The organism is Micromonospora sp. NBC_00858 (assembly GCF_045207365.1).
GTDB lineage: Bacteria > Actinomycetota > Actinomycetes > Mycobacteriales > Micromonosporaceae > Micromonospora.
Genome location: NZ_CP108828.1, coordinates 4,311,468 through 4,336,266, shown reverse-complemented (window position 1 = coordinate 4,336,266; position 24,799 = coordinate 4,311,468). Strand labels below are relative to the sequence as shown.

Here is a 24,799-nt window from a genome sequence, read left to right as displayed (position 1 = left end):
GCGCAGCTCAGCGGTGGGATGGTTGTACCGAGAGTTCGTGCTGGAAGACGTTCCGTGGGTCCCATCGGGCCTTGACCTGCTGCAGTCGCGGGTAGTTGGGGCCGTAGTAGAGGTCGGTCCAGGATCGGGATTCGGCGGCTCGTGGCCGCTGGTGTCGACCAGCGGCCACGAGCCTTCGCGTACGGCTGCTAACCGACGACCACGACACCGCCGTCCTGCACCGCTTGCAGGTGGGCCGGGTCGAGATCGTCGGGCGCACCCCGCCCGCTGTCGTAGACGACCCGTCCGCCGTCGCTCTCCCAGATCCTGATCCGGAACCGGTCCACGTCGCGCCCGCCCGCGCCGTCGGCGACCGTCACCTGGTACGAGTACCCGGGCAGCCCATTCACCGTGCCCTCGCCGCCGTACTGGCCCACCGCGCCGGAGACGGTCAGGCGCTCGTTCGTCGTCCCGGCGAACGCGAAGTCGCGGTCCCGCAGCCGGAACGTGGTCTCCCCGAACGGGGTGGGCGAGCCCTTCACCAGGCCGGCGACGAAGGCAAATTCGCCCGGGCCGGTGGCGGTCAGGTCCGCGCTCCAGGACCCAGGTGGGGAGACGATCGCACCCGCACCGGCGACCGTGACATCAGCCGGGTCGTAGACCACGACCTGGATCGTCTGCTGCCCCGTCCCGCCGTCGCTGTCGGTGATGGTGAGGCGGGCGAGGTGCACACCGGGCCCCAGGTTGCCGGTGGCCGTACAGACGCCCTCGTTGCGCGCCTCGGTGACCACGCCGGGGATCGCCGGCTCGGCATCGTCGACGTCCCAGTCCATCGTGCACCGGTGAGCGTCCGGGACGCCCGGGTCGGTGAACGTGGCCCGCACGCTGACCGGACCGGCCGCCCGCAACTCCTCGTCGAGCGCGATTGGGCTCACCTCGATCGGCGGGTTCGCCACGGTGACCGTCACGGTGTCGGTCGTGGTGCCGTGCCGGGCGTCGGTGGCGGCGAGTTCCAGCCGATAGGTGCCACCCCGGTTGACCTGGAACGATGGCCTGCTGGCCGTCCCCTCCAGTTGCAGGCCGCTGCCGAGCCCGCCGCCGTTCGGCTCGGCGAGCACCGTCCAGGACAGGGTCACCGGGTCGCCGTCCGGGTCAGTGGTCCGGCTCGCGTCCAGGGTGACCACGTCGCCCTCGGTAGCTGTCCGGTCCGGCCCGGCGTCGGCGAGCGGTGGGCTGCCGGCGGGGAGCACCCGTCCCACGGTCACCTCCGTGCGCGCGGTGGCCTGGCCACCGTCGGCATCGGTGGCGGCGACGGTGATGAGGTGTCGTCCCTCGGTGAGCTGTCCGGGGGTGAGGGTGGCGCCCGCGCCGAGGTCACCGTCGAGGCTGGACGCCCAGCGCACGGCGGGGCCGTCGAGGGTGCCCTGCTCCGGGTCGGCGGCCGACGCGGCCAGCGTCACCGTCTGCCCGACGGCGAAGAACGCGCCGCCGAGCGGGGCGGTGATCCGTACCGCCGGGGTCTTGCCGGCGACCGTGAGCGGCCCGCTGGTGGCCTCGGCGGTGTTGACCCCGTCGGTGGCCCGCACCCGCAGCCGGCCGGTGGCCGCACCGCCGGTGCCCGCGAGCAGCCCGGCATCGAGGGTGTACGACGTCCCGGTGACGCCGTTGGCCAGCACCCGCCAGTCGTCGGACCCGTCCGGGCTGTAGAGGACGCTCGCGGTGACCGGGCCGCCGTCGGCGTCGCCGGCCGTCCAGCGCAGCGTGACCGGCCCGGTGGCAGGCACCGGGTCGGGCGGTGCCTCGCCGGTGAGCGACACGGCGGGCCGGTTCGCCGACACCGCGAGGGCGGCGAGTTCCCGTCCCGTCCGGGTGTCCACCAGGGTTACCCGTCGGGTGCCGGGTGCGAAGTCCACCACCTCGTCGAAGGTGCGTGTCGCCCCGTGTTCGGTGCCTGCCGGTGGGGTGAACGCGTGCTCGACCAGGGTGGTGCCGGCGGCGTCGAGCAGCCGCAGTGCGTACGGGCCGGGGGTGGTCGCCGGGCGCTGGGTGATCCTGGCGACGCGCTGCCCGGTGAGGGTGGCGCCGGCATCGTCGATGGTGCCGGACAGCGTCAGCAGGTCACCGGCCGCGCCCTGCTGGACGGGTGGGTTCTGCACACGGTCCCGCCACAGCTTCCACAGGTCGTCCGAGACCCACGTGGCCCGGCAGTAGCTCATCAGGTCCGCGACCGGAGGGCTGGTGTCCGGCGCCCAGACGATCCGCCGTGGGACGCCGAGTGAGGCGTCGCCGATGTCGTAGCCGGCGAAGGCTGGGTTTGCCAGGTCCGGCCCACCAATGGTGCCGCGCGGGTACGGGTACGGTCGTGGCCCGTCTTCGTCGGTGGGGTCCTCGGTGCACTCCACGTGCCGGGCGCCGAGCAGGTGCCCCAGCTCGTGCTGGATCACGGTCGGACTGGTTGAACCCCCGACGGCAACCCAACCGGGGATGTCCTCGGCGACACCGCCCATCTGGGGCCGGTTCACCAGCACGAGGTGGTAGACGCCGGGTTCCCGCTCACCGGCCGTCGCCTGCTGGTAGCGACTCAGCACCGAGAACGCGTCCGACGCGTCGAGACGGTAGATGTCATCGTTGATCCAGGAGTACGGGTGTTCGTCCCGGAACTCGGTACGGGTCACTTCCAACCGGCTCGTCGGTAGCGTGCGCCGCAGCAGCGACTCGGCCCGGTTCAGCTCGGCCTCGGCGGGCAGCACCCATTTGCCGTCGCGTTTGAAGCCGAAGCCGACCAGTTGGATCCGCACCGGGTTGGACGCCAGGAAGCGCACCGTGCGCTCGTGGACGTTGTCCAGGTAGGTCGGCTCGGTGACCCGGCGGTCGGGGTTGACCTCGACCCGTAGCCGCACCTCGCCCTCGCTGGTCCAGTTCGTCGGCAGCTCGAACAGGAAGCCGCCGCCGAGCTGCCCGCGCCGCACCGTTTGGTCCGGCACCAGCGTCCGGCCGGGGTTGGCCGGCGAGATCGGTGGGCCCAGGGACGTTCCGTCGGGTCGGAACCCGTGCAGGGCGGCCGTCACCGCGGGCGTCGCGGCGTCGGTGCCGACGTACGCCCGGACCACGGTGCGCCGGTCGGCGACCAGTGCGACGGCGTTGCTCTGATCCTGGATCACCTGGGTCGCCTCCAGGTCGGCGACGCTCAGGTTCGGTCCCGGTTCGGTGCAGGTGTTCAGGTAGACGCGCAGGCTGTTGTCGACCTCGTCGAGGACGACCACGTCGAGGGACTGGTTGTTGTCGAACCGGCCCACCGCCGCCTGCACCGGTCGCCTGCCGGCGGCCAGCACCGCAGGTTGCCCGAAGGTGCCGTCGCCGCGACCCGGGAAGACGTAGACGGCGCGGCTGGCGTAGCCGACCACCACCAGGTCCGGCCGGCCGTCCCGGTTGACGTCGGCGACGTCCACGTCGTTCGGGCCCTCCGGCCCCGGGGTCAGCGGCGCCAGGTCCACCGACGGCAACTCCTGCTCGGCTGGCGGGGGTCCGCTGCCGCCGGCCGGGTCGTGGAAGCCACGCCACAGCCGGATCCGGTCCTCGCCGAGGATCGCGACGGCCGCGTCGAGCTGACCGTCCAGGTCGAAGTCGGCGATCGCGGGCTTCCACGCCTCGCCCAGGCCGTCGATTCTGGGTGCGGGGCTGAGCTTTCCGTCGCGGACCACCGAGGCCGTGCTCTGCGCATGGCTGCTGAACAGCAGGTCGGGTACCCCGTTACCGGTCAGGTCCCCGGCCGTGACGAAGTTGGGCTGGACGTACGTGGGCTGGTCGCCGAGCGTGAACCGGGAGTCGAAGGCGCCGCCATTGAGGTTGCGGAAGACCCGGACACGGTTGTCCTCCGGATCGTCCGGGACCTCCGGGTCGAGGGCGGCGAGGTCCGGTAGCAGGTCCCGGTCGAAATCGGCCACCGCCACGTCCGCGACGTTGCGGTCGAACAGCACACCACGGCCCGGCCCGAAGCTCGGGTCGCTGCCAGCGTTGCCGTACCACATGCCCACCCCGTCGGTGGTGGCGACGGCGTAGTCCGGTTTGGCGTCCCGGTTGAAGTAGCCGACGGCGATGTTGCGCGGCGTCCCCGGCGCTTGATAGACCTCCGGCGGTGCGCCCGGCCCGATCGATGTGCGGAACGTGCCGTTGCCGACCGCGATGAACTGGTGGACGTCGCCGTCCCCGCCCGCCGACGCGACGAGCAGGTCGTCGAAGCCGTTCTGGTTGGTGTCGGCGACCTCGACGTCACGCGGACCGGCGACTCCGGCGACCGCCGGCATCGCCGTGAACCCGAACGTCTCACAGCCGGAGGCGAGCGGGGTCCGCGCGTCGGACGTACCGCCGGCTGCGGCCGGCGCGGCCGATGAGGCTGGCACCCCCACGGCCGGACCGAGCAGCACCACGGCCAGAGCCGCCGCCACCCGGCCGGCCAGCGGGCCGAACCATCGTGATCGCATCACTGCCACCTTTCCGTGCCCACGGCAGCACGAGGCACGCCGCCAGACACGGTCGTCGTCTGGATGAGGAGTCCCGGCTGGAAACACCGGAAGTTGGCTGACGGCGGGCACCGGCGCGAGCCGGGCGGCCGCGCGGCAGCACCGCCCGTCAGCCAAGAACGAGTCTCATCGATGGAATTGGCCGGGGCCAGGGTCCGCTGTCCCGGACGGCCGAACAGCCCGCTCGATCTTTCGGTACGGACGCGAGGCAACCCCTGCCCGTCCGTCCACATCGGGCGGACGAGTCGGGAAGGCGATTGCGTCGGCGACGATCGGCAACGAGCGGAGGCTCGTCAGGTCAGTGGCGGCCGGGGGTGGCGTGCACAGGGTGGAGTCGCCTTCCTGACCCTGCTGGGACGGCGGCCGGGCACCGGGGGAGACGGGTCAGGAGGCGGCCAGTCGATCCAGCAGTTCGTTGAGCAGGGCCTGCTCCCCGGCTGACAGCCCGGCCGAATCTTGATCGAGCAGTGTGCGCAGGGTCAGTGCGGTGCAGGCGCGGGTCGTCGCCGGTTGGTCGGCCTCCGGGCTGTTCCGCAGGACACCGGCGAGTGCTGCTTCGCGGACGCGATCGGAGAGGTTCATGTCGCGCTGGTCGTCCGGCTGGGTGATGAGACTGAGAGTGGCCCCGATGTTGGCGGCCAGGATCTGCTCGGCCGCGTCGTCGGCCGGCACCTTGAGCAGCCCTTCCCGCGCGGCCGCGATCAGCAGGTCCCGCAGGATGGCATGCGCTGGTGCGGTGATGGTGCAGGGCTTACCGAGCTCGACCTGTCCGTACAACAGCGCGTAGAACGTCGGATGGTCCAGCCCGAACTGGACATGCCGGTCCCAGCCCTGGCGGATGGCGTCCACCGGATCGCCGGTGTCGCCGGAAGCCGGCGAGGGCCGGACGTACTGGGTGAAACCGTGGCCGATCACCGCGTCGACCAGACCCTGCTTGCTGCCGAAGTGGTGGTACAGAGTTGGTGCCTGCACTCCGGCGCGTTCGCAGACCGCTCGGGTCGACAGGGCGCGGTCGTCGGAGCTGGCCAGAAGTTCGGCTGCGGCCAGCAGGAGTCGGTCCCGGGTGTTTCCGGACGATGCTCTACTGCCCATGGCGCTAGCATATTCGATGTAGCGCTACGTACCCAGCTGTAGCGGTATGGGTGGGTGGGGTGGTGGCTGAACTGGGCCCGGCAGCCTGTCACGACCAGGGGTTCTGGCGGAGACGCATGGTTGGACGCTACAGTTGCCACTGTAGCGATTGACGTTTTTTCGGTGCCCACGTTTCTGCTCGCTCACCGAGGGCAATCCTGCTCAGGGGTCCCGCCAGTCCGCACAGCCCATCCCGCGCCGCCGCACGGGTCGCCGACGACAACGTGAACGGCGCCACCCCGAAAGGTGCAATCAGGTGCGTGCAGGGTCCAGCCGGTGCACCTCGGAGGCTTCGGCCACGGCTCGGCGAGTGACGTCATGAGATGCACGTTCCCCCTCCGGCGGTCGAGCCTTGTTCGTGGCAGGCCCGTCCCACCACACCAACCGGCTCGAACGACCGCAGACGCGCAGCGGCAGCGGTGGGCGGTGGAGACGATGGCGGTGGCTCCACACGACCACCTGCTGGAGATCGGTTGCGGTCGAGGAACAGCCGTCGCGCTGGTCGCCGAACGACTCACCACCGGCAAGATCGTGGCGATCGACCGCGCGGCGACGATGGCGCGGCTCGCAACAGAACGGAACGCGAGCCACATCAGCGCCGGCCGGGCCGAGATTCGACGTGCGGGGTTCGAGTCGGCCGATCTTGCGGCCTGTCACTTCACCAAGATTTTCGCAGTGAACGTCAGCCTGTTCTGGCTGGGCACCGCGACAGAGCAGATCGAGCGGATCCGGGACCTGCTGGCTCCGGGGGGCGTGTTCTACGTCTTCGGTGAGCGGCCCACGTCTGCGAACGCCACGGGGAACGTCATGTCGACCGAACGCCTGCTCCGCGCACACAGGTTCCGCACGACAAGATCAATCGTGGCTCGCGGGCAGAGCCGCTTGTTCACCTGCGTCACCGGTACGCCGATCTGACGATCGATGACGGACGGCACGGTCGGTGGCTTCCGCCGTGCCGCGTGGGTGTCGGAGCCCGGGTGGTGACCGGGCCCCGACACCCGGCGAGGGATGTCAGGCGATGGGGAAGGGGCCGTCATTCCCCTCCGCCTGGTTTGGGTCGAACCAGCGGGTCAGCGGCGCGGCTTGGGTGCGATGCGCGGCAGGACGTACGGCGGTCCGGCGAAGATCAGGTCGGACTTGAGCTCGTGGTACGCCCGCTTGGGTTGGTAGCTCTCGTCGTAGATGGTGGCCATGCCCTGCGGCGGGTCGTTGAACCAGCCCGGCACCCACGAGTGCTTGTCGCTGAAGCCCCAGACGGTGTACGACAGGCAGCTGCGTACGGCGAGGCAGGCCTTCACCAGCACGCTGAAGTTGGCGGCTGACGCCTGCAACCTGGGGTTGATCTCCGCCGAGTTGCCGGCCTGGACCGCCTCGGTCATCTCGCTGCGGACGTCGACCTCGGTGAACGCGGTGGCGACACCGAGCGCGGCGAACTTCCTCAGTGCGGCGGTCACCTGGAGGGTGTCGTAGTTGCCGTACTGGGTGCCCAGGTGGCCCTGGGAGCCGACGCCGTCGATCGGGACGCCCTGAGCGAGCAGACCCTTGACCATGTCGTGGACGAACTGCGGCTTGTCGTCGGCAGGATTGCCGGAGCCGAACGCCTCGATGTTGTAGTCGTTGTAGAACAGCAGCGCCTTGGGATCGGCGGCGCGTGCCCAGCGGAACGCGTCGGCGATGTAGCCGGGCCCGAGGTTCTCCGCCCAGAAGCCCTTGTAGTGCAGGGTGGACGGGGTGTCCCACGGGTCGCTGACCGCCTCGTTGACCACGTCCCACTGCCAGATCTTGCCCTTGTACCGGCTGACGACGGTGGTGATGTGCCTGCGTAGCAGCTCGCGCAGCTCCTGCCTGCTGATGGAGCCGTCGGCGACGCCACTGGTCAGCCAGGCGGGCAGTTGGTTGTGCCAGACCAGCACGTGGCCGCGCACGCTCTGTCTGTTGCGCTTGGCGAACTCGACGAGCTGGTCTGCCGCGGCCCAGTCGTAGGCGCCGCGGGTGGGCTCCAGGCTCTCCCACTTCATCGCGTTCTCGGCGGTGACCGAGGAGAACTCGGAGGTGGTCAGCCGGCGGTACTGCGGGTCGCTGGTGTCGTTGAGGGCCGCCATGTCCACCGCGGTGCCGACCTGGAGGCCGTGGCGCAGGCCGAGAGCGGCCAGGCTCTGCGCGGTCGGATCGTAGGGCCGGTTCGCGGCGGCTGGCACCGTGTTCAAGGCCGCAACGGTCGCGACGGCGACCGCGCCGGCGGTCATCCACCGTCTTAGCTTCATCTGCCTTCCTTTCATATTGATCGACAAGCGTCGATCATGAAACAGAGGGTGCGGGGCCGGTGCTGATGATCTGGGGGTGGGGTCGACGCCGGGTGTCGAGCGGTCGGGCTGACCGTGGGTGGTGCCGGTAGCTCGGGGTGGAAACCGGAAAGCTGCTCGAAACATTATGGTCGTCGATGTCCCTCGTCAACCTCGAAAACTTCCGGAAATCAGTTGTGTGAGCTGCGAAGCCCTGCTTGCGCCGATGCCGAAACTTTCGAAGAGTGGCGGCGCGGCGGCACAGCCGGCAACACGAGGTCGCCGGCTGTGCCGTACGTGGATGTGTCTGCGGGTTGCCCTGGGCGCGGGCCACGGCATCGCGCCAGAGACGCGGCCTAACGTCGACGGGCAGGCGGCGACATGGTTGCCGACCCCTGACGCCCCGACCGCTGCGGGCCGGTCGGCTGGGCATGCCAGCGGGCCAGCTCGTCGGCGGTGGCGACGCGTACCGGGTCGGGGTTGGCCCAGCTCCAGTTGGGGTGGGCCCGGTTGGTGAGAAGGACGAACACGAGCTTGTGGGTGGGGTCGACCAGCAGGGAGGTGCCGGTGAAGCCGGTATGCCCGAAGGTGGTCGGACGGCTGAGTCGACCCATGAACCAGGGCTGGTTGAGCACCACCCCGAGCCCGTGGTCGGCGGTGCGGTGTGGCCGTTCGGGGTCGACGGCGGGCAGTCCAGCGTTGGCGTTGGTGAGCATCCGGCGCACCGTGCTCTCGGCCAGGACCCGGCGCCCACCGTAGGTGCCGCCGCCGAGCAGGAGTTGACCGATGACGGCGACCTCCTGGGCGGTGCTGAAGATGCCGGCGTGCCCGGCGATGCCGCCGAGGTGGTTGGCCACGTCGTCGTGCACGACCCCGCGGAGAAGTCCGCGTGAGGAGCGGGCGTCGGTGGCGACCATCCGAGCGTCCCGTTCGGTGCTGCTGATCCAGGTGTTCGGGTTGAAGCCCGTCCACCGCAGGCCGAGCGGGTCGGTCAGGCCGGTCTTCAGTGCCTGGTCGAGGCGTTGGCCGGTGACCTTCTCGACGAGCTTGCCGGCGACCATCAGGCCGACGCTGGAGTAGCGGAACACCCGGCCGGGCACGCCGCCGCTGACCAGCGGGGTGGCCAGGACCGCCTTCCACTTCTCGGCGAGGGTGGGGTAGCCGGTGACGTTGGCGCCCACGGGCAGACCGCTGGTGTGTGCCAGGAGCATCGCCACGGTGACGGCCGACTTGCCGGTGCCGGTGAACTCGGGCAGGTAGCTCACCACTGGTGCGTCGAGGTCGAGGCGCCCCTGCTCGACCTGCTGCAGCACGAGGATGGCCGTGTAGACCTTCGTGATCGACGCGAGGTCGAAGATGGAGTCGGGACGCATCCGGACGCGCTGCGCGGCTGGCAGGAGCACCGGCCCGGCGCCGAAGCGAAGCGCCTCGCCGACGGTTGCCTGAGCGCTCGGCTGCCCGCCGGCGAGGGTGAGCGCCACCGCCCCCGCGTACGTGGGGTGCGAAGGGTTCTGGCTGGTGGGCTGCAGGTGGACGTTCAGGACGCCGGTCAGCCGCTGGCTGATCGTTCTCGACGTACGGGCCAGGGGGCCGGTGGCCGCGGCGCCACCCTGTCCGGCTACGGGCTCAGCCGGGATCTGCCACGAGCCGGCCTGCCCGGTCGAAGGCTTCGACTGGCAGCCGGTGAGCGCCGCAGCGGCAGCGGAGAGTCCGAGGCCAAGCATCGAGCGTCGATCGATACGCACGGCAGGATCATGCCATCTCATCAGGCGTGACGACAGCACAGCTCTGCGACTGGCTGTTGTCCGTACCTCTGTCGATGGATGGACGGCCACGCGGTCCGTGGTTGGATGCGGGCATGGCTGAGTATCCGCAACTGCTGCACACGGTCATCGACACCACGGACGTCCGTGCCCTTGCCGAGTTCTATCGGCAGCTCCTGGGACTGCGGTACCGGCAGGGCGACGAACCTCCGGCGGACGGGGTTGCGGACGACGCGGACTGGCTCGTCCTCGTGGACGCGAACGGGGCCCGCAGGCTGGCGTTTCAGCAGGTGGAGCGTCTGGAGCGTACGACGTGGCCCAAGCATGACATTCCCATGCAGATGCACCTCGACTGCACAGTGTCCAGTTTCGAGGAACTGCAGCGGCAGCGGGAGCGGGCCGAGTCGCTCGGGGCGCAGTTGCTGCTGGACCGGTCGGACCACGCGGACGAGCCGCTCTATGTCCTCGCGGACCTCTCGGGTCATCCGTTCTGCATCTTCGTCGGCTGATCCGCGGCTTTTCGCCACGCGGTCGCCGCTGGGCGGCATGTTTCGCTCGGATCAACCCGTTGACACGGCCGTGGTCTGCCCGGAACTATCAGCCACAGTCCAGCGGTCCCGCGTCGTCGGTCACGAGCCTTCATGACAACGATGTCAGGATCGATCGCAGCAGCCACGGTCCACTCTGCCCAGACGTTCGACGTACTCGACCCGGTTCGAGGCGAAAGGCCCTGTCCCCATGTCGCATTCCCCCCCTGTGCGCTCCTGGTCCCCTCGTCTGCTCGCCGCGACAACCGCAGTCCTGCTCCCGGTAGGGCTGCTCGTCGCCGCACCGCTGGCCAGCGCCGCGCCCCCCACGCCGCAACCCGGCAACTTCAACTCCTCGTTCGAGTCGGCCGACCCGCAACCCGCCACGAGCACCGTGGAGGTCGGCCAGAACGGAAAGCCGATCCAGGCGAACCTCAGCGGATCGGTCACCACGCTGCCAGGAAGCCTGCTCGACCAGGTCAGCGCGGTAACCGCGAGCGCCGACAACCCGCCCAACGAGATCGCCGCGAACCTCAAGGACGACGACCCCGCGACAAAGTGGCTGGTGTTCGCCTCGACCGGCTGGGTGACCTACCGGCTGGCCGAGCCCGCGGCGGTCGTGCGGTACTCGCTGACCTCAGCGGACGACGCACCCGGCCGCGACCCCCGGGACTTCGTCGTGCAGGGCTCGAACGACGGCAGTACCTGGACCGACCTGGACCGGCGCGCCGGCGAGACGTTCAGCGGGCGGTTCGCCACCAACATCTACAGCTTCACCAACACGACCGCCTACGGCTACTACCGGCTGAACGTCAACGCGAACTCCGGTGACCCCCTCGTGCAACTCGCCGACTGGAACATCAGCGACGGCTCGGACGTGCGGCCGCCGGCCACCCCCATGGTCAGCGAGGTCGGCGCCGGTCCGGACGGCGGCTACACCACGAAGCCGGAGGCCGGTTTCACCGGATTGGCCGCACTGCGGTACTCCGGTGGCGCCGAAGGCGACGGACGCTCGTACGGGACCAACAAGCTGTTCGACGTCGACATCCCGGTCGGGCCGAAGACCCGGCTGTCCTACAAGATCTTCCCTGAGTTCACCGGGAAGGACGGACGCTACCCGTCCACCTACGCGGCGGTTGACCTGCACTTCACCGACGGCAGCTACCTGAGCGGGCGTTCGCCCGTCGACCAGCACGGCTACGCGCTCACCGCAGCCGGACAGGGTGCGTCGAAGGTGCTCTACGCCGATCAGTGGAACGCGGTGCAGTCCGACATCGGCGCCGTGGCAGCCGGCAAGACGATCGACCGGATCCTGCTCGCCTACGACAATCCGCAGGCCACCGGGCAGACCCGGTTCCAGGGCTGGCTCGACGACGTCGAGCTGACGGGCTCACCGCCGTCGATCGACGGCTCACGGCTGACCAACTACGTCGACACCCGGCGCGGGACCAACTCGACGGGCGGGTTCTCGCGCGGCAACAACCTGCCGATCACCTCGGTGCCGAACGGCTTCAACTTCTTCACGCCGGTGACCGATGCCACGTCCAACTCGTGGGAGTACCAGTACCACCGGGTCAACAACGCGGCCAACCTGCCGACCCTGCAGGGCCTCGCGATCTCTCACGAGCCCAGCCCGTGGATGGGTGACCGCAACCAGATGTCGGTCATGCCGGTGGCGGGCGACAGACCCCTCACCGGGACGCCCGCCAGCCGGGCGCTCGCCTTCAGCCACGAGGACGAGACGGCGCAGCCGGACCTCTACCGGGTCACGACGCAGAACGGTCTGACGGCGGAGATGTCGCCGACCGACCACGCCGGAATCATGCGGTTCACCTTCCCGTCCGGGCAGCCGACCGGAAGCCTCGTCTTCTACAACGGCACGTTCACCATCGGCGCGGACGGCACGTTCACCGGCTGGGTCGACAACGGAAGCGGCCTGTCGGCCGGCCGTACCCGGATGTTCGTGTCCGGCGCCTTCGACCGCGCGCCGACGGCGTCCTCGGCGACGTCCGCCACCTTCGACGTCACCGCGGACCGTCAGGTGACGATGCGCATCGCGACGTCGTTCCTCTCGGTCGACCAGGCCCGCCGGAATCTCGACCTGGAGGTCACCGGGAAGAGCTTCGACCAGGTCCACGCCGCCGCCACCGCGGCTTGGAAGGATCGACTCGGCCGGGTTGAGGTCCGGGGCGCGACCGAGGCGCAGTTGGTCACGATGTACTCGAACCTCTACCGGCTGAACCTGTACCCGAACTCGCAGTCGGAGAACACCGGCACCGCCGCCGCTCCGCGCTGGCAGTACGCGAGCCCGGTGTCGGCGCCGACCGGTACGTCGACCCCCACCCAGACCGGCGCGAAGATCGTCGACGGGCAGATCTACGTCAACAACGGCTTCTGGGACACCTACCGCACCGTGTGGCCCGCCTACGCGCTGCTCTACCCGGACGTCGCAGCCAAGATCTCTGACGGGTTCGTCCAGCACTACCGCGACGGCGGTTGGATCGCCCGCTGGTCGTCTCCCGGTTACGCCGACCTGATGACCGGCACCAGCGCCAACGTGGCACTGGCGCAGGCGTACCTCACCGGGGTCAAGCTGCCCGACCCGCTGGCGGCGTACGACGCTGCGGTCAAGGACGCGACCGTCGCGTCCGGGCGCAGCGAGGTCGGCCGTAAGGGCATCGAGACCTCGCTGTTCCTCGGCTACACGCCGACCTCCACCGGCGAGTCGGTGTCGTGGGCGCTGGAGGGCTTCATCAACGACTACGGCATCGGCAACATGGGTGCGGCCCTGGCCAAGGACCCGGCCACGCCGAAGTCGGAGCGCGAGCGGCTCAAGGAGGAATCGCGGTACTTCCTGGAGCGCGCCCGCAACTACGTCCACCTCTTCGATCCGAAGACGAAGCTCTTCCAGGGCCGCGACGCCGCCGGCAACTTCCTCGCCGGTGACCCGCTGGACTGGGGTGGCGTCTACACCGAGACCAACGGGTGGAACTTCGCGTTCACCGCGCAGCAGGACGGCCAGGGACTGGTCAACCTGTACGGCGGCCAGAAGGCGCTGCGGGACAAGCTCGACGAGTTCTTCTCCACCCCGGAGAAGGCCGACCGTCCCGGCGGTTACGGCGGCACGATCCACGAGATGCTTGAGGCCCAGGCGGTGCGGATGGGTCAGCTCGGTATGAGCAACCAGCCGTCGCACCACATCCCGTACATGTACGACTTCGCGGGCGCGCCGGCCAAGACGCAGGCGATCGTGCGGGAGATCCTGCAGCGCCTCTACGTCGGCAGCGAGATCGGCCAGGGCTACCTGGGCGACGAGGACAACGGCGAGATGTCGGCGTGGTACATCCTCAGCTCGCTGGGCATCTACCCGCTGCAGGCCGGGTCCGCCCAGTGGGCCATCGGCTCGCCGCAGTTCACCAAGATGACCGTCCACCGCACGAGCGGCGACATCGTCGTCAACGCGTCGAACAACAGCACGACGAACGTCTACGTGCAGAGCGTCAAGGTCAACGGAAAGAAGCAGCGCGAGGTGTCCCTCGACGTGTCCGCGCTCGCCAAGGGCGGCACGATCGACTTCCAGATGGGTCCCAAGCCGTCGTCCTGGGGCAGCGGCAAGAACGACGCGCCGCCGTCACTGACCAAGGGTGACGCCGCGCCCAAGCCGCTGCAGGACACCACCGGCCCCGGTCTCGGCACCGCGACCGCGAGTGACGGGCAGGACGCGTCGAAGCTGTTCGACGACTCGTCGACCACGCAGCTGACGTTCACCTCCGCCACGCCGCAGATCAGCTGGGCCTCCCGTGGTGGCAAGCAGAAGCCGAGGTACTACACCGTCACCTCCGGTGCGGCCGCGGGCGATCCGGCGGCCTGGCGACTGCAGGGCTCCAACGACGGCATCACCTGGAGCACCGTCGACTCCCGAAAAGACGAGGTGTTCCCGTGGCGTAACCAGACCCGGCCGTTCACGATCAGCGATCCGGGACGGTTCGCGCAGTTCCGCCTCGCCGTGACCAAGACCGTCGGCGCCGCGCAGACGAACCTCGCCGAGATCGAGTTGCTCGCCGGAGGCGACCTCGAACTCGGTGGCGGCGACATCTCGGTGACCGCCGCGGGCAGCGTGCACGCGACGTCCGGCGTGCCCGTGTCGGTGCCGTTGGCCTCCGTCACCGGGGGCACCGCCACCGGCTACCAGGCCACGATCGACTGGGGTGACGGCTCACCGGTCACCGAAGGAACCCTGACGCTGAGCTCTCGGGCCGTCTACAGCGTCAGTGGCGCGCACACCTACGCCACGCCGGGTCACCACCAGGCGAGCGTCACGGTGACCGACGGCACCGGCCAGAGCTCGGCGACGGTCGGCGTCGACGTGGCCTACGCGCCGAGTTCCGGGCTCACCGCGGCATTCGACACCGTCTGCATCGGCGACGAGGGCGCCCTCGCGGCGAACTGCGACGCCAAGTCGTGGGCGTACTCGCGGGCGGCCCTGACGGCAGCCGGCGTGACCCAGGGCCAGCGGCACGAGGTGCCCGGAACGGCACTGACCTTCACGCTGCCGGTGATCCCGGCGGGTCAGCCGGACAACGCCACCGGTAACGGCAAGACGATCGTTCTGAACCTTCCGACCGACGCCAGGAGCATCTCGTTCATCGGCGCCGGCACGCAGGGCAACCAGAGCACCACCGGCACGGCGACGTTCAGCGACGGCAGCACCGCCAGCATCCCGATCCAGATGAGTGACTGGACGCTGGGCGGCAACGCCAACGGCACTCCGTCCTACGGCAACATCGTCGTCGCCAAGGCCGCGTACCGGCTGAGCGGTACGAGCCGGGACGGCGCGCAGCCGTTCCTGTTCGCCACCGCGCCGTACCAGATCCCGGCGGGCAAGACGCTCGTCTCGGTGACCCTCCCGACGCAGACCGGCAACCCCGGCTCGGAGGGCAGGATCCACGTGTTCGCCATCGCGGACGACGGCACACCGGCCCCCGCGCTGGCGACCGTCGCCCCGAGTGACCAGACGGTCAACGCCGGTCAGGTCCTCTCGGCGAAGCTCGGCTCGGTCACCGGCGGCGTGCCCGGCACCCCGGGGTACCGCGCCCGCGTCCAGTGGGGTGACGGCACGATTCCGGGCGACGTCACGATCGACCAGTCCGGTGTGATGAGCGGACAGCACACCTACACGCAGGAGGGCACCTACACGGTGCACGTCACCGCGTGGGACACGTTGTCGAGCAGCACTGGGATGTTCACCGTGACCGTGGCACGTGGCGCCCGCCAGCCGGCGATCGCGGTGTCCGCGTCCGCCAACACTGGTGACACGATCACCGTCAACGGCAGCGGGTTCGCTGCCGGTGAGCAGGTGACCGTGATTCTCGGCACCAGCCCGACACGGACCATGAAGGTCGCGGCCTCCGCGGCGGGAGCGGTCCGAGTCTCGGTTCCGACGTCCGATGACGCGCAGCCCGGCCGGTACTCCGTCACCGCCACCGGCGCGTCCTCGCGGACTCCGGCGACGGCCACCGTCCAGGTGACCGAGCAGCAGGAGGCGCCGAGGTACGCACCGGCAGCGGCGCTGACGACCACGGCGGGCCCGCGCGGCACCGCGATCACGGTCGACGGTTCCGGGTTCGCGCCGAACGAGACGGTCACCATCAGCCTTGGTGACGGCCTCGCGGTCAGCACCGTGCGCGCGAATGGTGACGGCGTCATCTCTGGCGCGACCGTCAGCGTTCCCGGGGCGGCGAAGGCCGGCTCGACCAGCGTCACGCTGGCAGGGGCGAAGTCGACGACGCGGGTTTCCCTGCCCTTCACCGTCACCGGCCCGAACTGAGCCGGAGGTGACAGAGCCGCCGTGGGCGGGCCGTGATCACGGCCCGCCCACGGCGGCGACGCATCTTACCCAGGTGGCAATCGGTCGCCCCGGTCCTTGTGCAACCCGCCGTCCTGGCCGGCCCAACACCCTACGATTCAAGCGTGTCCAGCAGGCCCGAACCGCGTTCAGGCACGGGGAGCAGCCGACAAGAGGGGCCGGCGCGATGGCAACGTTCGATGAGGTGAAGCAGGTCGATGCCGGTGTCCTGAATATCGGCTACGTCGACGCTGGCCCGTCGGATGGTGCCGCCGTGATCCTTCTCCACGGCTGGCCGTACGACATTCACAGCTTCGTTGACGTCGTGCCGCTGCTGACGGACGCCGGCTACCGGGTCATCGTGCCGTACCTGCGTGGATTCGGCTCGACGCGGTTCCGGTCCGACGAATCAATCCGGAACGGCCAACCGGCGGCCATCGCACTCGACCTCGTCGCCCTCATGGACGCCCTCAAGATTGACGCGGCGAAGCTGGCCGGCTTCGACTGGGGTGCCCGCACCGCCGACATCGTGGCCGCGCTGTGGCCCGAGCGGTGCCGCGGCCTGGTCTCGGTGAGCGGCTATCTGATCGACGGCCAGGAATCGGGCCGGAACCCGCTCCCGCCGAAGGCGGAAATTGCCTGGTGGTACCAGTTCTACTTCGCCACCGAACGCGGCCGGAAAGGGTACGACAAGAACCGGCGCGACTTCGCCAAGCTGATCTGGCACACCGCCTCGCCGAGATGGATGTTCGACGACGCGACATTCGACCGCAGCGCGGCGGCGTTCGACAACCCCGATCACGTCGAAATCGTGATCCACAACTACCGGTGGCGGCTGGCCCTCGCCGCGGGTGAGCCGCAGTACGAGGAGTTCGAGAAACGGCTGGCCGACAAGCCGAAGATCACGGTGCCCAGCATCTCCCTGGAAGGGGATGCCAACGGTGCGCCACACCTGGAGCCCAGCGTCTACGGCACGCAGTTCTCCGGCCGGTACGAACACCGGACCATCAGTGGTGGGGTGGGGCACAACCTGCCGCAGGAGGCGCCCGGGGCCTTCGCCGACGCGGTGCTGCAGGTCTGAGCCGCCCCCGAGCGGGCCGCGCCAACGGCCTCCCTCAGGCTGCCCCGCCGGCCGGTCGTCGTCGCTTGTGCCCGCGCTGCTGAGAGGCCAGATCGCGTCCCGACGGTTCGGGGCGTTCGACGCGGGTGGGGTTGCCGCGTACGAGCTCGTCGTGGATGCGCCAGCGGGATGTGGTGACGGCGCGTCGGGCCGCCTCGTCGCCGTGCTCGATGCGCTGTCGCAGCAGGTTCAGGGCGATCCGGCGGTTCAGGCTGAACTGCCGCTCGTCGTCCACCACCACGACGATGCCCGAGGGACGGTGGGTCGCCCGTACCGCCGTGCTGGCCTTGTTGCGGTGCTGACCACCGGGGCCCCCGGTACGGCAGGCCACGATGTCGACATCCGCCTCCGTGAACCTCGTCGGCGCGGCGTCGAGCTGGGGCGGTTGAGCGATGACGTACCAGTTCTTGCGCCCGGTGCTCGCCCGGTACGGGCTGGGAGCCTGCCAGCACAGGGTGCCGGTCCAGGAGGCGGCGAACGCCTCGGCGCCGGCGCCCGAGACCTGGATCAGGACCGACCGGTAGGTGCCGGGCCGGTCGCCCGGCACGGCCTGGATCCGCTGGGTCGTCAGGCGCTGTCCGGTGGCGTCGTCCTCCAGGCGGCTCAGCAGTTGGGCAAGCGCCCAGGCGCACTCCTGCGGGCCACGCCCGGCCGACAGCAACAGCTGGACGCTCATCGCCGGCCTCGCCCGCGGCGCTGGTCCCGGCGGTCGGGTCGGTGCGGGGACCCGAGGTCGGGTGTCTTGTAGGTGACCAGCGGAGTGGTGGTGGCCACCGGCGTGGCCAGGTGGTGGTCGACGAGGTCGGCGATCACCTGCTCGATGCGCTTGTACGCCGTGGGTGCCTCCTCGAAGAGCAGTTGGCGGTCGCCGCACACCACGATCGAGCCCACCGGTGTGCGGCGCAGCTCCTCGACCGTGTGCTTGGCCCGGCCTCGGCGCAGGGCGTCGGCGCGGGACATCTTGCGGCCCGCGCCGTGCGCCACCGAGTGGTTGGCGTCCGAGCCGGCGTGGGCGGCCACGAGGTACGAGGCGGTACCGCGCGTACCGGCGATGAGCACGTCGCGGCCGTCGCCGGGGGCAGCCCCCTTGCGGTGCAGGTAGACCCCGTCACGGACCTCGACCAGGTTGTGGCACTGGTCGACGATCGGCTCGGTTGGTTCGGCGCCCAGGGCGTGCGCGACCCGGGCGGCCATCAATCGCCGGTTGAGCGACCCCCATCGCACGGCGTCGTCATGCATCGCCAGGTAGGCGGCCGGATCGGGGGCGGGGCCGGCACCGTGGGCACCGGTGTGCGCCCGCAGGATCCGCTCGCCCAGGCCGCGCGAACCACTGTGGACGATGAGGACGAGGTCACCGGCGTCGAGCCCGAGGCGGCTCGCGTGGCCCGGGTCGAAGACGGTCTCGACGCGTGCGAGCTCGACGAAGTGGTTGCCCCGGCCCACCGTCCCGAGGCCCTCCAGGTGGCCGGCGGGAATGTCACCCGACACGACGGCCCAGGCCGGGTCGTCGGCGTCCTGCGCAGGGTCCAGCGGGCGGTCCAGGTCGGGGAACCGGGCGGCGAGCCGTTCGGGTACGGCGCGCTTGAGGTGGATGGGGAACACGGCGATGCCGCAACCGATGTCGGAGCCCACCAGGAACGGGTACAACACGCTCGACGCCATGGCTGCGCCGATGGGCGCGCCCTTGCCTGGGTGCAGGTCCGGCATGGCGGCAACATGGATCATGCCGTCGAGGGCGGCCACCTGCTGGCACTGCGCGAGCGCGTCAGACTCGATCCAAATGGCGGGGGAGGCGAACACGGTGACGGTGGCAGGGGTGGACGGAGACAGCGACTCCCGACGGGAGTGGTGCTGGGACAAGGATGCTCACTTCTGGCTGAGACGTAGGGGCGGACGGCGTCACGGCCCAGGGGCGGCGTCACCGGGGGCTCGGAGCAGAGGGGTTGTCCGTCAGTACGTCATGGACGCCACTCTGGTGGAACCCACCGCGCCCGGCAAGCGAGTTTCGATCGCCGCGTACGCTGCCGCGATGAGCGCACCGCGTCGCATCCTGATCTACGGGGTGCATGGCGCTGGCAAGTCCACCCTCGCGGAGCTGCTGGCCGAGCACCTCGGGTTGCCGTGGTACCCGGTGGACGATCTGCTCTGGAAGCCGGGGTGGGTTGAGGTGCCGGTCGCGCAGCAGCGGAGTCGGATCGAGAAGATCTGCCAACGGGACCGCTGGATCCTCGATGGGGCGTACCACGGGTGGCGCGACGTACCCCTGGCTCGGGCCGACCTGGTGGTCGGCCTGGACTATCCGCGGTGGTGCTCCTTCTGGCGGTTGCTGCGTCGCACCATGCGCCGGTTGGTGACGGGCGAGGAGATCTGCAACGGCAACCGCGAATCACTGGGCAGTGTGCTGTCCGGGGACTCGATTCTGGTCTGGCACGTCGGCGGGTTCGGCCGGGTCCGGCGGCGGATGCGGGCGTGGCAGGCCGATCCGTCCGCGCCACCGGTGCTGTTGATGCGGTCCCCGGCCGACCTGGATGACTGGCTGATCGACCTCCCCCGTCGTTGAACGACCGCGCTCACCGGCTGAACCGACCAGCCGGTGACGGCCGGATCGCCGCCGGCGGTCGACTGGCTGCCGTCGTCACTGCCCGCTGGTGGGCGCCGGTTTGATCGCGCGCCCGACGACACACGGCGAGGACGGGCTGTTGCTGGCTGTTGGGAACCGGAACCGGTGCAACTCCTCGATGACGAAACCGGCTGCCGTGATGGCGGCGGTGGTGTCGCGGCCGGTGTGGCAGCCGGCGAACAACTTCGGCCACAGCGTCGCGTCGAGCACCCGTTGGACCCGGCGCAGACCGCCGGGCTCCTCGGCGGCGACGTGCTCGAAGAAGCGCAACTGACCGCCGGGGCGTAGCACCCTGCCGATCTCGGCGAGCGCGCCCGCCTGATCGGGCACGGTGCACAACACCAACGCGACCACGGCCGCGTCGAACTCGCCGTCGCCGGCCGGTAGTGCCTCGGCCAGAGCGTCGACGACCCGGACCGGTACCGGCGCTGTCGTGGCCGCTCGGATGGCGGCGGCACGTAGACGCCGTTCCGGCTCGACCGCGAGGACCTCGGTCACCCCGGGTGGGTAGTGGGGGAACATGCGGCCGTTGCCCGCGCCTATCTCGATCACCCGGCCGGAGAGTCCGGCGACCAGATTCCGTCGGTGCTCGGCGGTGCCGGCGCGATCCATGGCCACGCTGAGCCGCTCGTAGAACCGGGCGAACACCGGGTGGGACACCGCTGCCATGCCGACCTCCAGAGGCGATGGGATGCCGTCACCCATCGTGTACGACGCACACAATCATGAGTCGTGATGTCTCCCCGCCGCGTACCCGCAGGTACGTAGCCTGATTTCATCCGTGACACCGCCCACCGTAGCCACCTCGTGCACCGACATCGGTGGACGTGTCACGGATCGGCGCCCTGGTTACGTCGTACTTGGTTGGCAACGACTCGGCCCCACCGGGGGCAGGTAGGAAGTGTCTAGATCATGAAGATAGTCGTCATCGGCGGCAGCGGCCTCATCGGCTCCAAGCTCGTGGACCGCCTCGGTGCGCAGGGGCACGAGGCGGTGGCGGCGTCGCCCAAGACCGGCGTGAACACGCTGACCGGCGAAGGAGTGGGCGAGGTACTCGACGGCGCCGATGTCGTCGTGGACGTGTCGAACTCGCCCTCGTTCGAGGACGCCGCCGTGCTGGACTTCTTCCAGACGTCCACCCGGAATCTCCTCGCGGCCGCGACGGAGGCCGGAGTGGGGCACTACGTGGCGCTCTCCGTCGTGGGCTCGGACCGCCTTCCGGACAGCGGGTACATGCGGGCGAAGGTCGCCCAGGAGAAGCTCATCGCCGAGTCCGGGCTGCCCTATTCGCTGGTACACGCCACGCAGTTCTTCGAGTTCGTCCAGGGCATCATCGACGCCGGCACGGATGGCGACACGGTTCACCTCGCGCCGGTGCTCATCCAGCCGATCGCGGCCGACGATGTCGCGGCCACGGTGGCCGACGTCGCGGTCGGGACGCCGACGAACGCTGTGGTCGAGGTCGCCGGGCCGGAGCAGTTCCGCCTCGACGAGCTGGGCCGGTCCGTTCTCGCGGGCAGTAAGGACCCCCGTTCTGTGGTGACCGACCGCGCCGCCCGGTACTTCGGCGCCACCCTGGGCGAACGCTCACTCGTTCCCGCCGACGGCGCCCGCGTCGCTGACCGGAGCCTTGACGACTGGCGCACGCAGGCGGCCCGCGGGCGGTAACGCCCCGGCGGCGCTACGGCGGGCCGGCGGTCGGATCCGCCGGCCTGCCGAGGCGCTCCAGCAGGTCCCGCACCGCCTGGGTGAACCGTTCCTCGGATTCGCACGGCCAGTGCCCCTGAATGGGTGGTGGGACGCTGTCGCTGGGCGGGGTCACCACGTCGCGGGGATCTCGCAGGCGGCGGTCCACCGTCGCCGCCGGACCGTCGACGGCCGCCGGCTCACCTGGCCGGTGGCCGGAGAAGATCCAGCCGCCGATGGCATCGGTGTCGCGCCACAGGTTCACCCACCGCCAGCCGACCCGGCTGCCGACCTCGTGTAGCACCGCATCGTTGATGAAGGCGGGGAAGAGCCGCCCGTAGAGTCGGCGCAGCGGTGCCCCTTCGGTGATCAGGGCGACCCGGTTGCCGACCTGCGGTGGCAACTGGAGCACCGTCGCGGCGACCAGGACCGAGCCATGGCTGTGCCCGGTGAGCAGCACCGCGTTGCCGCGGGAGACCAGGTACGTGATTCGTCGGGCCAGCTCCGGCACGGCTCGTTCGGCGTAGCAGGCCGGTGCGAACGGGTGGGCGGCCCGCGGCCAGAAGGTGCCCAGGTCCCAGAGGACGCCGACGTGCCGCCGGAACGCGAGGGTCCGATAGCCGAAGATCCCGCCGATGATCAGGCCGAGGATGATCGCCGCGATCACCCAGCTGCCGAACGCGATGCCGAAGGTGACCACCTCGGCCGGCACGCCGATGTTGCGCTCGATGACGTCGCTCGGGAACAGCTCCAGCAGGCCGATGGTGGTGGTGGCCGTGCCGAGTCCGGCGAGGCAGCTGTAGACCACGGCCAACGGCACCAGTTTCTCGGTGAACCGGGCCCGGGCGATCGTTTGCTGCACCTGTCGCAGGCGGGGCGCGGCCTCGGCGGGCGGGTCGGGAAAGTCGCGCTCGACGATCTTCGCCGCAGCGCGGTACCGCCCGCGGCGGGAGATCAGAATGAGCAGGCCCAAGACGATCAGCGTGATCAGTACCGCCCGGAAGAAGCCGTAGATCACCCAGGTGTACGCCCGGGCTGGCACGCTTTCCAGGCCATCTCCGGTCGGCGTATCGCGATCCAGGAAGTCCGCCACCCGGTAGATCAGCTCGGCGGAGTACGCCACCGCCAGACTGATCGAGGCGGCCACGATCACCAGCGTTCCCAGCCCGAACAGCGGGGTGACGTCCCGCTGCCGGTCCCGGCGCCAGAGCAGCACGATGCCCAGGGCCACCAGCAGCGTCGTCTGGGCGAGGAACAGGCCGGTCAGGGTCGCCTCGTAGCCGGGCAGGCCGCCCCCCTGAGGCCAGGGCGCCGGGCTGGCCAGCACGTGGGCCACGACCACGGCGGTCAGGATGATGGCGATCGTCCGCAGGGTGCGGGTGATCCCGTCGAGCCGCCGGTCCGTGGCGGCCCGGTCGATCAGCGGGGGCGTGCAGAGCAGGACCACACAGACGGCCAGTACGGTCCCGGTGGCCACGGCCAGCGCGATCGTGCCGGCCGAGCGGCTGGTTGTGGCTCGGGCGGCGAGCAGAGTGACGTCCAGCGTCGCGAACGCCGCCGCGACGTGGATGGAGCGCAGCCGACCCACCAGCGGCTCGGCGTCCCACTGACCGACCGCGCCGAGCGGGAGACCGGAGACCTCCTTCTCGGGTGCGTGAAACGCCTCGAACGTTCTTCCCGGGCGGTTGGTGAGTCGCCAGAGCAGACCGATGGCGGCGGCCGGGACCAGCGCGAGCACCGCCAGCCGCAGTCCGGCGGGGCGTCCTCCCAACCAGGACAACCAGCTGCGCCCGGCCAGGCAGCGGGGCAAGGACATGCACTTCCAGGCGAGCAGGTCCAGGGCGACGCCGGCGACGGCGAGCACGTACAGCACGGTGAGCGTGAGCGCCAGCACCCGGCACAGTGACTTGACCATCGTCTCGGAGCCAGGGTTCGCCGGGCGCATCCAGATCGCCACATTGGCCAGCATGAACGGCAGCAGGAAAACCAGCGCCAGGGTGCGGGCCACGGTCCCGGAGGGCAGGTCACCCCAGCGGTACGCCTCCAGCTTCACCCCGTACGCGCCGGTGTCCGAACGGCACGGGCTGGGTCGGTAGAAGCCCCCACTGCGGTCGCCCGCGACCTGCGCCACCTGCTGCAGGCCCAACACCTGATCGGCGCTCGCGCTGGAGACCCCGTGCACCCGCAACTCCACGACGTCGCCGGAGCTGCGTGGCCCGCTCAACGGCGCTGATCCATCCGACATCGCCCCCCGAGGTGTCCCGGCAGCCCCTGCCACGCGATCAGCCGCTGAGGCGGGCCCCGCCACCCGCGTGGCAGACCGGGGTCTACCCCACCTGGACCAGCCCAATCGTGGCAACAGCGGACGCGCTGCGCACGCGCCGCCTGCCGGATGGCCGCCCACGCTCTCGACCCGGGCCACCCGGCTTCCCGGAGCCGACCCCGGTGGCGAGGGCTAGTGCGCCCGGGTGGGCATCAGGTCCGTCCTCGCCAGCCCGGTCTCCAGGTCGAGCGGGAACGACACGTGCTGGTGGACCATCTCCCAGCCGTGGTCGGTCCGGTGGAACACCCGCGTGCCCCGCGACCAGCTCTCGCTGGTGGTGCCGTCCTCCTGTTGCGCGGTCATCCGGTTCAGGCCCCATGACACGGCCAGGTCGTCGCGGACGACGACCGCCAGATCGGGAACCTCCCAGGTGACGGTGCCGCCGCTGGCGTCGAGGCCGCTGGCGCAGACCTCGCGGACCTGGTCCCGGCCGACGTACTCCAGCGGCTGCTCGTGTTCGTACGACACGACGGCCGGGGCGATGGGCTCCATGAGGCCGTCGAGGTCCTTCGCCGCAGTGGCCTCGAACCAGCGCCGGTGCAGCGCCCGCACCTCGCGTTCGGATTCTTCGCGCTCGTCCGTGCCGTTGTCGTCGGGGAACGAGTGGTGCTCGTGGGCGACGATCCACGAGCCGCCCTCCTTGCGCAGGCCGAGGGTCAGGCGCAGCAGGAACTCCGGCCTCTTCGCCAGGTCGGCGGGGGTGCCGCAGCGCAGCAGCGCGTGGGCGTAGGCGACGGTGTCGCCCGCGGTGATGTCGAGGCTGGCCAGCTCGAACGTGGCGCCCGATGCCTGCCACCGGAAGAAGTCGGGCCAGCTCCGCTCGTACGCCTCAATGCCCTCGACGCCCTGGTATGGCGGGGGGACGTCGTACATGACGATGTCCTCGGCGTGGTCGGCGAGGACGCCGGGCAGGTCACCGGCATGGACCGCCCGCGTCCAGCGTTCGATCAGTTCGCGGATCTGTGTCTCGTCGTCGGCCATGATGTCCCCTCGTGGGTCGGGT

At 70.3% G+C, this 24,799-nt stretch carries 16 protein-coding genes; 6 read left to right on the top strand and 10 right to left on the bottom strand.

Annotated features, from left to right (window positions below; all coding sequences use genetic code 11):
- Positions 1 to 7: 7 nt before the first annotated feature.
- From OG990_RS20100 to OG990_RS20090, 3 genes are all read right to left on the bottom strand, one after another.
- A complete protein-coding gene (locus tag OG990_RS20100; protein ID WP_406076726.1) occupies positions 8 to 169 on the bottom strand; it encodes a BBE domain-containing protein in 162 nt (53 codons plus the stop codon).
- Positions 170 to 188: 19 nt separating this feature from the next.
- Positions 189 to 4,460: an FG-GAP-like repeat-containing protein gene (locus tag OG990_RS20095; protein ID WP_406076724.1), complete on the bottom strand. Its 4,272-nt coding sequence runs from the start codon at positions 4,458 to 4,460 to the stop codon at positions 189 to 191.
- Positions 4,461 to 4,883: 423 nt separating this feature from the next.
- The gene (locus OG990_RS20090; RefSeq protein ID WP_406076723.1) at positions 4,884 to 5,591 is read right to left on the bottom strand and encodes a TetR/AcrR family transcriptional regulator; all 708 of its coding nucleotides are present in this window, start codon (positions 5,589 to 5,591) and stop codon (positions 4,884 to 4,886) included.
- A gap of 474 nt (positions 5,592 to 6,065) precedes the next feature.
- Here OG990_RS20090 and OG990_RS20085 point away from each other — a divergent pair, with 474 nt between their 5' ends.
- Entirely contained in the window at positions 6,066 to 6,545 is a 480-nt protein-coding gene (locus tag OG990_RS20085) for a class I SAM-dependent methyltransferase (protein ID WP_406081827.1), read from the top strand.
- A gap of 155 nt (positions 6,546 to 6,700) precedes the next feature.
- Here OG990_RS20085 and OG990_RS20080 read toward each other — a convergent pair whose 3' ends face one another.
- A complete protein-coding gene (locus OG990_RS20080) occupies positions 6,701 to 7,894 on the bottom strand; it encodes an endo-1,4-beta-xylanase (RefSeq protein ID WP_406076721.1) in 1,194 nt (397 codons plus the stop codon).
- 374 nt (positions 7,895 to 8,268) lie between these two features.
- Positions 8,269 to 9,657 carry a serine hydrolase domain-containing protein gene (locus OG990_RS20075; RefSeq protein WP_406076719.1) on the bottom strand — a complete coding sequence of 463 codons (1,389 nt, stop codon included), beginning with the start codon at positions 9,655 to 9,657 and terminating at the stop codon, positions 8,269 to 8,271.
- 113 nt (positions 9,658 to 9,770) lie between these two features.
- Between OG990_RS20075 and OG990_RS20070 the strand changes: the two genes are divergently transcribed.
- The 3 genes from OG990_RS20070 (at position 9,771) to OG990_RS20060 (ending at position 17,128) form a co-directional block, all read left to right on the top strand.
- On the top strand, positions 9,771 to 10,184 hold the full coding sequence (locus tag OG990_RS20070) for a VOC family protein (RefSeq protein WP_328425344.1): 414 nt from the start codon (positions 9,771 to 9,773) through the stop codon (positions 10,182 to 10,184).
- A gap of 229 nt (positions 10,185 to 10,413) precedes the next feature.
- On the top strand, positions 10,414 to 16,029 hold the full coding sequence (locus OG990_RS20065) for a GH92 family glycosyl hydrolase (protein WP_406076717.1): 5,616 nt from the start codon (positions 10,414 to 10,416) through the stop codon (positions 16,027 to 16,029).
- Between the two features lie 7 nt (positions 16,030 to 16,036).
- Complete coding sequence (locus tag OG990_RS20060; RefSeq protein WP_406076716.1) at positions 16,037 to 17,128, top strand: alpha/beta fold hydrolase; 1,092 nt, start codon at positions 16,037 to 16,039, stop codon at positions 17,126 to 17,128.
- A gap of 34 nt (positions 17,129 to 17,162) precedes the next feature.
- Here OG990_RS20060 and prfH read toward each other — a convergent pair whose 3' ends face one another.
- Both prfH and OG990_RS20050 read right to left on the bottom strand, forming a co-directional pair.
- Positions 17,163 to 17,843: a peptide chain release factor H gene (prfH, locus tag OG990_RS20055; RefSeq protein ID WP_406076714.1), complete on the bottom strand. Its 681-nt coding sequence runs from the start codon at positions 17,841 to 17,843 to the stop codon at positions 17,163 to 17,165.
- Positions 17,840 to 19,027, bottom strand: a complete 1,188-nt coding sequence (locus tag OG990_RS20050; protein ID WP_406076713.1) for an RNA ligase RtcB family protein — start codon at positions 19,025 to 19,027, stop codon at positions 17,840 to 17,842. The genes prfH and OG990_RS20050 overlap by 4 nt, the downstream gene beginning before the upstream one ends.
- 169 nt (positions 19,028 to 19,196) lie before the next feature.
- Here OG990_RS20050 and OG990_RS20045 point away from each other — a divergent pair, with 169 nt between their 5' ends.
- Positions 19,197 to 19,727 carry an AAA family ATPase gene (locus OG990_RS20045; RefSeq protein WP_406076711.1) on the top strand — a complete coding sequence of 177 codons (531 nt, stop codon included), beginning with the start codon at positions 19,197 to 19,199 and terminating at the stop codon, positions 19,725 to 19,727.
- Positions 19,728 to 19,802: 75 nt separating this feature from the next.
- Here OG990_RS20045 and OG990_RS20040 read toward each other — a convergent pair whose 3' ends face one another.
- On the bottom strand, positions 19,803 to 20,456 hold the full coding sequence (locus OG990_RS20040; protein WP_406076709.1) for a class I SAM-dependent methyltransferase: 654 nt from the start codon (positions 20,454 to 20,456) through the stop codon (positions 19,803 to 19,805).
- A 243-nt stretch (positions 20,457 to 20,699) separates the two neighbouring features.
- On the opposite strand from OG990_RS20040, the gene OG990_RS20035 reads away from it, so the two are divergent.
- Positions 20,700 to 21,455, top strand: coding sequence for an SDR family oxidoreductase (locus OG990_RS20035; protein WP_406076708.1), 756 nt, complete (start codon positions 20,700 to 20,702; stop codon positions 21,453 to 21,455).
- Between the two features lie 13 nt (positions 21,456 to 21,468).
- Here OG990_RS20035 and OG990_RS20030 read toward each other — a convergent pair whose 3' ends face one another.
- Entirely contained in the window at positions 21,469 to 23,697 is a 2,229-nt protein-coding gene (locus OG990_RS20030; protein WP_406076707.1) for a hypothetical protein, read from the bottom strand.
- Between the two features lie 231 nt (positions 23,698 to 23,928).
- Positions 23,929 to 24,777 (bottom strand): YybH family protein, encoded by an 849-nt coding sequence (locus tag OG990_RS20025; protein WP_406076705.1) that lies wholly within the window; start codon positions 24,775 to 24,777, stop codon positions 23,929 to 23,931.
- Between the last annotated feature and the right edge of the window lie 22 nt (positions 24,778 to 24,799).

Excerpts from the sequence above, each read along its gene's own strand:
- OG990_RS20070 (WP_328425344.1), top strand. The coding sequence starts at position 9,771 with ATGGCTGAGTATCCGCAACTGCTGCACACGGTCATCGACACCACGGAC.
- OG990_RS20090 (WP_406076723.1), bottom strand. The coding sequence starts at position 5,591 with ATGGGCAGTAGAGCATCGTCCGGAAACACCCGGGACCGACTCCTGCTG.
- OG990_RS20025 (WP_406076705.1), bottom strand. The coding sequence starts at position 24,777 with ATGGCCGACGACGAGACACAGATCCGCGAACTGATCGAACGCTGGACG.
- OG990_RS20080 (WP_406076721.1), bottom strand. The coding sequence starts at position 7,894 with ATGAAGCTAAGACGGTGGATGACCGCCGGCGCGGTCGCCGTCGCGACC.
- OG990_RS20035 (WP_406076708.1), top strand. The coding sequence starts at position 20,700 with ATGAAGATAGTCGTCATCGGCGGCAGCGGCCTCATCGGCTCCAAGCTC.
- OG990_RS20045 (WP_406076711.1), top strand. The coding sequence starts at position 19,197 with ATGAGCGCACCGCGTCGCATCCTGATCTACGGGGTGCATGGCGCTGGC.
- OG990_RS20095 (WP_406076724.1), bottom strand. The coding sequence starts at position 4,460 with ATGCGATCACGATGGTTCGGCCCGCTGGCCGGCCGGGTGGCGGCGGCT.
- prfH (WP_406076714.1), bottom strand. The coding sequence starts at position 17,843 with ATGAGCGTCCAGCTGTTGCTGTCGGCCGGGCGTGGCCCGCAGGAGTGC.
- OG990_RS20085 (WP_406081827.1), top strand. The coding sequence starts at position 6,066 with ATGGCGGTGGCTCCACACGACCACCTGCTGGAGATCGGTTGCGGTCGA.
- OG990_RS20065 (WP_406076717.1), top strand. The coding sequence starts at position 10,414 with ATGTCGCATTCCCCCCCTGTGCGCTCCTGGTCCCCTCGTCTGCTCGCC.
- OG990_RS20040 (WP_406076709.1), bottom strand. The coding sequence starts at position 20,456 with ATGGCAGCGGTGTCCCACCCGGTGTTCGCCCGGTTCTACGAGCGGCTC.